The following is a 9,328-nucleotide window of genomic DNA, read 5'->3' as shown; positions in this document are numbered from 1 at the left end:
ACTGCTTGGCCCGATTGGAAACATCCCGCCAGCCGAGGCAGAAGAGAACTTCTATGCACAGCGCGACGTGCTCGATATGGTCGCGCGAAATGACGCTATAGGTCTCCGGTAAAACCGGGGCGATTCAATGCCCAGCAGCCCGGCATTGCCAAAGGCCTTCATCACCTGCCGGGCCGGGAAAATCCCCTCTTCTTCCCATTGGTCAACGAAGGGGTTCACATGGGATCGATCACCGCATTGGTGGTGCGGCGCAGCTCGTCGTGTTCCTGGCTCCAGATCATGCCGATTCCTTCGGTTTGGGACGCTGGCGCACAAGCAGATGCGCCTCTCCGATCTGCGAAACCCGGCCGTCCGAAGCTATGATGCGCACTTCCAGAACAACGGTGCCACTCCCGCGTGAGGCGGCCCCGCGGCCGATCACGGTGGCGTCGGCGGTCAGGCGATCGCCCACGAAGGCCGGGCACAGAAACCGCCACGGACCAAGCTGGCTCATCGCGACAAGGCTATTGGGCAAAAGATTTCCGACAGACGCCATGGCCTGCGCCACCGGGTGCGGCCCGTGTGCGATGGCGCGGCCAAAGCGGTTGTCCGAACTGGTGTTGACCGGATGATAGGCGTCAAAAAGCTCCGAGTGCTGGGCAATCCGCGCTTTGCTGCAATCAATATCGGGCAGCGACAGCACCGTGCCGGGCGACAAGGTTTCGTACCAGTGATCCTGGGATGATTCCATCTAGGCCTCCCTTATGCGGAAAGTTGACCACCATGAGTTATGAATCACAAGTCATATTTGACTTATCATCCCCTTTGTCTGACGGTTTTGGAAAGTCCCAGCATTTCGCGGCTGAGAGATTCCAGCTTGGCATCGTCAATCTGTTCGGAAATACTGATCGCGCTGACTGCCAGAAAGGGCTGATCCCTGGCATCCGACAGGGTGACGGCGACGGTGGTGATGCCAACGGCAAAATTACCGCGATCCACCGCCAGGCCCACCTGGCGCACATGGTCCAATTCAGCATACCACTGGTCGAAATCCGGTGGTCTGACCAAGCGTATCTTATTGAACCGGCGTTCAATTTCCGCCTTGGATAGGCGACTTTGTGCGGCAAAACAGCGCCCGAAAGCCCCCGTGAACAGTGGCAGCCTTTGACCGATCCGCATCGAGATCTGCACCGTTGCCGTGGGTTCGGTCCGGTCCACCAGCACCACGCGGTCTTCCGACACGACCCGCCACAGGTTCATCGCGACACCGAATTTCAGAGACAGGCGCTGCAACTCGGGGTGCAGCACACGTATGTGATTATCACCGGCCAGCGCCCCCTGGGCCAGCGACAACACACCCATTGAAAGCGCATAGGTTTTGGTGGAGGGATCAAAACTGGCCAGCCCTTCATGGACCAGGGTGCGCAACAGGTTGAAACAGGTCGACGGATTGATACCCAAATCGCGGGCCACCTGCGTAACGCCGACACCGACGCCGCCACAGGATTTCTGCAGATAGCGGATGATCGCAATCCCGTTTACCAGAGCCCCGACAAGTTTTTCTGGTGTGCTATCCATCATTAGTCCGCCCTGAACATCTCTGTTAGGCCGCCAGCATGTCGACCTGAACTCTTCGATCACGTGTCATTTCCGCGTCTACGATCATGCAGGTTCGGCAGACCAGCCAAATCAGTTGGCGCAAAAAGACCCTCAGGTGCCTGAGGATCATACGGACGTTGTGGCCCCAACCGCAGAGCACGGCGAAAAGCGCGTCGCCTCGGTCCCTTTCAAGTTGCTTCGCGTCAGGAGACCGTCATTTTTCATGTGCCCGATCATCGGCTCGATGGCACTTAGCCGTCGTAAAAGCTTGGCGATGGTCCTGGCGACGCCGCGCCTGGCACCGCTGATGAAGACCTTCACATTCTTGACGCCATGGCCACGGTATCCCCGATCCACAAAGGCCAACTCCGGCTGCTGGCCGGTCAGGATTTCGACCTGCTCCAGCGCCTCGGCCAGCGTGTGGCCGTCGTAGGGATTGCCCGGCAGCGCCCGCATCCCGGCTATGAAACCGCCCCGGTTGGTCTTGGCCACGCTGACCTCGGTGCCAAACTCGTAGCGTTTGTGCGCCTTTTCTTTCGATATGCAGTCCACCGTCGGTTCGTGCAGGCTGTAGAGCTTTTTACGGCCCTTCGGCTTCTGCGCCAGCAACCGGTTCACCAGCGCGATCATTTCCATCAGGCGCACCCTCAGCGCGCCCTCCGGAACCTGGTCGAGTTTCCGTTCGATGTCGCGCAGTACGCGACCGGTATAGCCCTTGAGCAGACGCAGCGCCTTGCGCATCCGCTTGAATTGCCGGGCATGGGCATATCGCCCGACCTGACCGGCCAACCGGGGTGCGAGGCGATTGTAGTTCTGCCGCAGGCCAATCCCCGCCTCGCGGGCCAGCCCGACCAGTTTGCGCCGCGCCGTTTCATAGAGCCGGGCATCCGTCGGGTGGGCGATGTTCTTTTCCATCACCGTGGTATCGACGGTGACCCGCTTGAGGTCGTTGTCCTTCACTACCCCGGCGCGTTTGCCGGCCTCGATCGTCTCGGTCAGCATCCATTCGACACCCTCCTCGCCAATCCGCTTGCGCCATCGCGTCATGGAAGACGGATCAATCGGCAGACGGTGCTGAAAGAACGTCTCGCCGCAGAAATGCTGCCAGTATGGGTTCCCGGCCCATCGCGCCACGACCGCCTCATCCGAGAGCGCGAAAGCATCCTGAAGATACAAAAGCCCCGCAACCAGACGCGGAGAGGTGGCGGGACGACCGGTGTGGGAGGGGAAGAACCCCGCCCATTCCCGCTCAAAGACGTCCCAGTCAATCAGGACAGCGAGCTTCACCAGCTCATGGCGCATGTCGATCATCTCGACCAATCGGGCGCGCAGGAGATCGTCTTGTTCCGGAGGAGGCTTTCGCGGCTTCATATCATGGCTCGAAATTGCAGGGTTTCTGCCCGGATAATACGAAATCCTGCACTTCCTGCCCAACAAATTCGGGCCATATAAAAACAAAATTAACCGGATAAGAGTTGTTCAATCGATTTCCGACAATTGGCAACGGTAGTATCCTATCAATTCAGCCTAAACTGTCCCATTGGCGCTGACGTCAGACAATCATGGACAGCCCTTACAGCCCGGGAACAATGCGACCGCCAAAGCGGGATTGCTCAGCGTAATGCGTGTTGCAATGGATCGGGTTCCAGTCGCCAGACAGCATGCAGAACATGGTGTTGTCGCTTTCTGTCGCTGTTCGGCCGACGCTTCGTTAGACGGTGCCGATTTCGAGATCTTCGTAGTAAAGGGTATGCATTGTTCAGATATCTCCGCCCGATTGGCCTGTCGCCCGCGATCGGCCGCGACCGAATACCGTATTCGCGTCCCACATGTTGTCATTGGGCAGGTCCCGGAGCATGTGGCGTGCGACCTCGCGCTTGGTCGAGGATCGGGGAAAGTCGGTCACGAACTGGATGTAGCGGGGCACCTTGAAAGAGGCCATGCGCTGCTGCGCCCATTGGGTCAGCGCCTCGGGGTCAACCTCGGCGCCTTCCTCCGGGATGATAAACGCCTTGGGGTCTTCTTCACCCAGCTCTGACGGGACGCCGATAACCACCACCTCGGCGATGCCGGGATACCCGCTCAGGACATCCTCTACCTCGTAGGCGGAAACATTCTCTCCCCTGACGCGCAGCCAATGGGCCTGTCTCCCCGTGAGGTACAAGAACCCCTTGGGCGAAACGTAGCCCAGATCCCCAGTATGCAGCCAAAAGTTCCGCCAACACTCGACGGTCGCGTCCGGTCTGTTCAGATACTCCATCATGAACGTATGCGGCACCGTCGGGCGCAGGCATATCTCGCCGATATCACCGTCGGAAACGGGCGTATCATCCTTGCCGCGAATGGAAATTTCGCACCATCCATGCGTCAAGCCGTTGGCCAAAGGCTCGTCCGAGCCGGGACGGTTGTTGATGATCAGAACGCCGCCAGATTCAGTAAGCGAGTAAACGTTCACCACCCCCAGCCCAAATCGGCGAGGGAAGGATTCAGCATATCTTTTGGGCACCTGGCTGAGCGCGCCAAGGGAAACCCTTACAGTATTATCGGCGTCCGCCGGGGTCTCGGGCGTGGAACAAAGCACCGACACCATGGTGCCGATCGGATCAATAACAGTGGCCCCCACTTCGGCGACGCGCGGCCAGAAACGGCTGGCGCTGAACCAGCGCTCGAAGTGAGTCGGAATGCCGGCGACCAACGGACCCATCAACCCGATGAACAAGCCGCCGACATGAAAGAGTTGAAGAACGGAATAATGGCGATCCTGAGGTCTGATCTCGAACGCCTCGACATATCGGTATCCGGCCGCGACCACGGCGAAATGAGGCAGAAGGACACCTTTGGGCAACCCGGTCGTCCCACCGGTGTAGATGATCATGGACGGATCCCCTGCGCTGTTTTCCACGGTCGCAGGACGGGCATCTGTTTCTGAAAACAGCGCATCCCCAGACTCGTGGCCCAGCACCGCGACTTGACAGCCGGATTTCGTGATCGCGATGGCGTCGCGTACATGGGGCAGGGTTTCATCCTCACAGACGAAAAGGGTCGGATCCGAATCCGTGATCGCATGTCCTAGGTCTTCCCCACGCAGCGAGACGTTCAAAGGTACCCAAACGCCGCCCAGTTTCACCGTCGCGATGAAGATCAGGATCTGCTCTATCGAATTGTAAAGCATCGTGCCGACCCGCACGCCACGACCGATACCGGCCTTGGAAAGATGCACCGCGACCGAATCCGACAGGCTGTCCAACTGCGCATACGTCAGCGCACAGCCGCCGACCTCGACCGCAAGCGCGTCAGGGGATCGACGTGCCTGGTCTCGGATCAACTCGTCAATGGTCGTCCATTCGGGTTCAGTTCCATTTGGAAGAAATATCATGGGGCTGGCCTAGCTTCGCGGTATGATGTTCCTGTTCTGCAGGTTGCCCAGCAGTTCGATAAACATGTCTTCGCTGTCGATGCAGTCACCGAACCCATGTTGCCTGATCTTGATAGTGCTCATGTGGTGCGGGTTCGGGCGCTGTCCGTAACCGAACAGGAAGTCGGCAAAACGCCAGTCGGGAACCATGTCCCGAAGGGTCGTTTGCACGAGGCCATGGCGCGCCACGATGCGATCCCAGCACTCGGTGTTTTCCGGCATGATCCGGGCAAGAGACATGGGTTGAGGCGGGGCGAAGTCCATGCCAAAGAAATCGGCCAGCCGAGGCCACAGATTGTGCCAGATGAACACATCGCCATTGGTGATGTTATATATCTGGTTGGCGGCGGCCGACGCGTCGCACGCCCATTCGATGCCCTTTGCGATCAGCCGTGCGTCGGTCGCCTCGCCGACCCGTTCCGGCCCGCCCGGAAACCGTAGCGGCAATCCCTGTTCCTTGGAAATTGCGGCGTAGGCACCAATGGCTGAGACAATGTTCAACGGGCTGCCCAGTGCGGCCCCGCAAACGATCTGCGGCCGGAATATGGTCCACGTCCAATCCTTGCCATGCTGTTCTTCGGCCAGCCAGTCCATCTGATCATAGTAAAAATTCGGCCCCATCGATCGTGCATCGGTTTCACGCGCGGGCATCTTGAAGGGCCCCAGGTGACCGCCATACGCCTTGGTGCCCTGCAACACGGAAATCTGTTTTAGAACGGGCGAGTGCTTTTGTACGGTCCGCACGAGGTTCTGAAGCATGGATAGATTTATTTCGACATGATCGCGCTCTGACCAACCCTTGGTCACGTCAGCCTTTTCGTAGACCGCGCAATAGGCAATGTGGGTGATATCAGAGAGATCGCCCAAACCTGCGTCACACGCCTCCGCATCGCGCAGATCGACAGAACGCCAGTCCGCCTTGGTCTCGCCGTTATACTCCCGGCGCGATAGCCCGACCACATCCCAGTTGTCCAAACGCTCGAAATGTTCGAGGACGCTGCGCCCGACGACACCAAGAGCACCCGCGACTAGCAACTTGGATTTTTTCATCAGAAATACTCCATCAGTTTATTGTGGTCGGCCAGCGGGGCAGGCGCACCGTCATACACCTTGCGTCCTGTCTTCAGGATCACGACGCCATCTGCGACAGGCAGGCTTGCCTGAATGTTCTGCTCTACGATGACAACGCTGAGGCCAAGTGTTTCCTTTATCTTCACGACGCTCTCGACAACCTGATTGACGAGACGGGGCGCCAGACCGATCGTCGGCTCATCCAGAACCAGCAGGTCCGGGCCCTGCATCAACGCGATCCCGATTGCCAGCATCTGCTGCTGTCCACCTGACATGGTTCCCGCCTTCTGGGCCCGTCGCTCTGACAGGATGGGAAAGAGTTCACGAACCGTCTCCAGCCGTTCGCGTATCTTCTTTTGTTCAGATACGTGCGTTGTCCCCAGCATCAGGTTTTCTTCGACCGTCAGGCTTCTGAACACACCGTGGCCTTGGGGAACGAAGGAAAACCCGTTCTTGACATTCTCCTCGGTGGACCGGTTCGTGATCGGCTTGTCGTTGTATTGGACCTCGCCCGCGGCAATCGGGTGCAAGCCGAATATGGACCGAACCAACGTGGTTTTCCCGGCGCCATTGTGGCCTAGAACCAACAGGATTTTATTCCGCAGCACATCGAAGCTGATCGAGTCCACGACCCGACGGTTGCCATGATCGACCGACACGTCGAGCACTTTCAAGATTGCGTTGTTTATCATCGGAAATAGCGCCCCTGCAGTTCTGGGTCCTGCATCAGTTCGTTGGGCGGGCCTTCGGCCAGCACCCTGCCCTCATCAAGATAGAAAGCGTAGTCACAGACCTTCTGGATCACATCGAGGTTGTGCTCGATCAGACACACGGTTCGCCCTTCTTCCGCCAGCCGCCGGATAGATGGCAAAATCTGCTCAAGCGTTGTCGGATCAAGGCCGGACAATGGTTCGTCGAGCAGCAATACCTCTGCTCCGGTGGCTACAAGGCGGGCGATAACCAGCAGCTTCTCTTCCGCATAGGACAAGTTGTCCGCACGCTCCATAGCCTTTTCGCGCAAGCCCACATAGGCCAGGACCGCCTCCGCCTTGAGGAGGTTCTCAGCCTCTTGGTGCCGCACCAGCCTGGGTCTGAAAAAAACGTTCAACAGTTTGTCACCAGCCTGGTGGGGCAGCGCAACAAGTACATTTTCCAAAACCGTCATGGACCTAAACAGACGCAGGTCCTGGAAGGAACGGGCAATACCAGAACTTACGATTTCATGTGGACGAAGGCCCCCAATGGACTCATCTCGGAAAGTAACCTCGCCGGAATTTGTCGAGATGAAGCCCGTCAACAGGTTGAAAGCGGTCGTCTTGCCGGCCCCGTTCGGACCGATGAGACCCGTGACACGGCCAGCCTTCAAAGTGATCGTCGCGTCGTCAACGGCGACGATGCCACCGAACCGCTTGTGCAGCCCTTTGCCCACAAGTGTCGGTCCGCTTGCAGCGACCTTGGCGATATCAAAGACAGTTTTGCCCACGGCCTTCAGCTCTGCCCGCAGGCTGTCCGCTATTTTTGGAATGGAGTGACGCTCGGGCAGAAGTCCTTGCGGCCGGAACCGCAAAATGACGATCAACATGGCACCGTAGATGCAGCCTCGCAGCATATCCGCCGTGATCGGTGGCAGACTCAACAGCTTCAGCGCCTCTGGCAGCAAGACCAGAATGATCGCCCCCACGACAGAGCCCGTCAAATTGCCAATGCCGCCCAAGATCACCATCGTCAAAATCAAGATGGTTTCTTCAACGGTAAAGCTGTGGGGCCCGACATAGCTGACATAGTGGGCAAACAGGCTACCCGCGATAGCCGCTAGGCCACCTGACACGGCAAAGGCAAGAAGCTTGAATGCGACTGGGTTCTTGCCGACCGATTGCACTGCGGACTCGTCCTCGCGCATCGCGCGAAGCGCCCGACCGAACGGAGATCGTTCGAGTCGCTGTCCGATCAGATAGACCAGAACCGCAAAGAAAACGGCGAGCGGAAGGAAATCCCCCGGAGTGGTCAGATCAGCGCCGAACAGGTTGATCGGCTCGACCCCCGCCAAGCCATCAGGTCCCCCCGTCAGCCCATTCGCGTTGCGCAGAAAGTCAGTTACGATCGCTTGGAACGCAAGAGTGATGATGACAAGGTAATGCCCGCCGACGCGTAGCGCGGGAAGTGCGATGATCATCCCGACCACGCCCGCTCCAACGATTCCAACCAGCATCGACAGAGGGAAACCGATTCCCAGTTTGACGCTTAGAATAGCGGCCGCGTAAGCCCCAAAGGCGTAAAAAGATGCGTGAGCTAGGGCAAATAGTCCGGCAAGGCCGATCGTGATGTTGAATGAAACGCTCAGAATCACGTAAAGGCTGATGACGACGCCAATATGATAAACATATTCCAATGATCAGTACCCCTTCCACAGCCCGGTGGGTCGCCAGATCAGCACGATGAACAGAACACCGAACGCGATGGTGGTCTGCCAGTCACTGGAAACCCTCCAAACCCCCAGGCTCTCCACCAGTCCTAGGATCAAGCCGCCTGCCACAGCACCGGGCAGCGACCCCAATCCGCCGACAACTGCGGCAAGAAACGCGTAGAAAACGGCTAGAAAACCCATGTGCGGCAACGCGCCCTCCTTCACCAGGATGAGACTGGCCGCAATCCCCGAGATGCCAGATCCGATCCCGAACACGACAAGAGAAACACGTTCCGTGTTTATGCCAACGATCTTCGCCATCAACATGTTGTCCTGCATGGCGCGGATATAGCTGCCGTAGGCGGTCCACTTCATGAAGGCCGCCAGGCCCAGACCGACGACAACCAAGGCAAGCACCTGCCAAAGCTGCACGCCGGTGACGACCGCGCTACCGATGAAGTAGAACCCGTAGGTGACGTCGTTGACGGTCTTGGCGTTCGTACCAAACGCGACCCCGATCAGGTTCGTGATCAGCATCAACAGGCCAAGTGAAACGACAAGAATGATGAAGGGCGGGCTGTCGTTACGAAGAAACCAGCGGTAAAGAAGCACATAGGACGCCATCCCCACGACCGCGCAGCCGACAATGCCGACCCCCATGGCCACTAGGAATGGCAGGGAAAGCACCGTCACCGACCACCAGGTCAGATAGGCGGCGACGGCATAAACAGGGCCGTAGGCGAAATGAACGACGCCCGTTGTTGCGAAAATCATCCCGAACCCCATCGCCAACAGCGCGTAGTGCGCGCCATTGACGACCCCATTCAGGAAAAGTGGAAGCAAAAGTTCCATGACTGCCT

General features: G+C 58.3%; 7 protein-coding genes and 3 pseudogenes. All 10 read right to left on the bottom strand.

Going from position 1 to position 9,328, the window contains the following annotated elements; translation table 11 throughout:
- Positions 1 to 162: 162 nt before the first annotated feature.
- Positions 163 to 219: pseudogene (locus DL899_RS20225) on the bottom strand (hypothetical protein); the annotation flags it as partial.
- A 58-nt stretch (positions 220 to 277) separates the two neighbouring features.
- Positions 278 to 730: a MaoC family dehydratase gene (locus DL899_RS06180; RefSeq protein ID WP_111733100.1), complete on the bottom strand. Its 453-nt coding sequence runs from the start codon at positions 728 to 730 to the stop codon at positions 278 to 280.
- Positions 731 to 795: 65 nt separating this feature from the next.
- The gene (locus tag DL899_RS06175) at positions 796 to 1,560 is read right to left on the bottom strand and encodes an IclR family transcriptional regulator (protein WP_111733099.1); all 765 of its coding nucleotides are present in this window, start codon (positions 1,558 to 1,560) and stop codon (positions 796 to 798) included.
- Between the two features lie 22 nt (positions 1,561 to 1,582).
- Positions 1,583 to 2,949 (bottom strand): annotated as a pseudogene (locus tag DL899_RS06170) (IS5 family transposase).
- A 202-nt stretch (positions 2,950 to 3,151) separates the two neighbouring features.
- Positions 3,152 to 3,271 (bottom strand): annotated as a pseudogene (locus tag DL899_RS20220) (MaoC/PaaZ C-terminal domain-containing protein); the annotation flags it as partial.
- A 66-nt stretch (positions 3,272 to 3,337) separates the two neighbouring features.
- On the bottom strand, positions 3,338 to 4,954 hold the full coding sequence (locus tag DL899_RS06160; protein ID WP_111733097.1) for an AMP-binding protein: 1,617 nt from the start codon (positions 4,952 to 4,954) through the stop codon (positions 3,338 to 3,340).
- 9 nt (positions 4,955 to 4,963) lie between these two features.
- The gene (locus DL899_RS06155; protein WP_111733096.1) at positions 4,964 to 6,043 is read right to left on the bottom strand and encodes an SDR family oxidoreductase; all 1,080 of its coding nucleotides are present in this window, start codon (positions 6,041 to 6,043) and stop codon (positions 4,964 to 4,966) included.
- Positions 6,043 to 6,732, bottom strand: a complete 690-nt coding sequence (locus tag DL899_RS06150; RefSeq protein ID WP_239494624.1) for an ABC transporter ATP-binding protein — start codon at positions 6,730 to 6,732, stop codon at positions 6,043 to 6,045. The genes DL899_RS06155 and DL899_RS06150 overlap by 1 nt, the downstream gene beginning before the upstream one ends.
- 20 nt (positions 6,733 to 6,752) lie before the next feature.
- The gene (locus tag DL899_RS06145; RefSeq protein WP_111733094.1) at positions 6,753 to 8,453 is read right to left on the bottom strand and encodes a branched-chain amino acid ABC transporter ATP-binding protein/permease; all 1,701 of its coding nucleotides are present in this window, start codon (positions 8,451 to 8,453) and stop codon (positions 6,753 to 6,755) included.
- Positions 8,454 to 8,456: 3 nt separating this feature from the next.
- Complete coding sequence (locus tag DL899_RS06140) at positions 8,457 to 9,320, bottom strand: branched-chain amino acid ABC transporter permease (protein ID WP_111733093.1); 864 nt, start codon at positions 9,318 to 9,320, stop codon at positions 8,457 to 8,459.
- Positions 9,321 to 9,328 lie beyond the last annotated feature (8 nt).

It is taken from the genome of Roseovarius amoyensis (assembly GCF_003260265.1).
GTDB lineage: Bacteria > Pseudomonadota > Alphaproteobacteria > Rhodobacterales > Rhodobacteraceae > Roseovarius > Roseovarius amoyensis.
The sequence above is the reverse complement of the archived record's forward strand: the minus strand, read 5'-3'. Positions and strand labels throughout refer to the sequence as shown.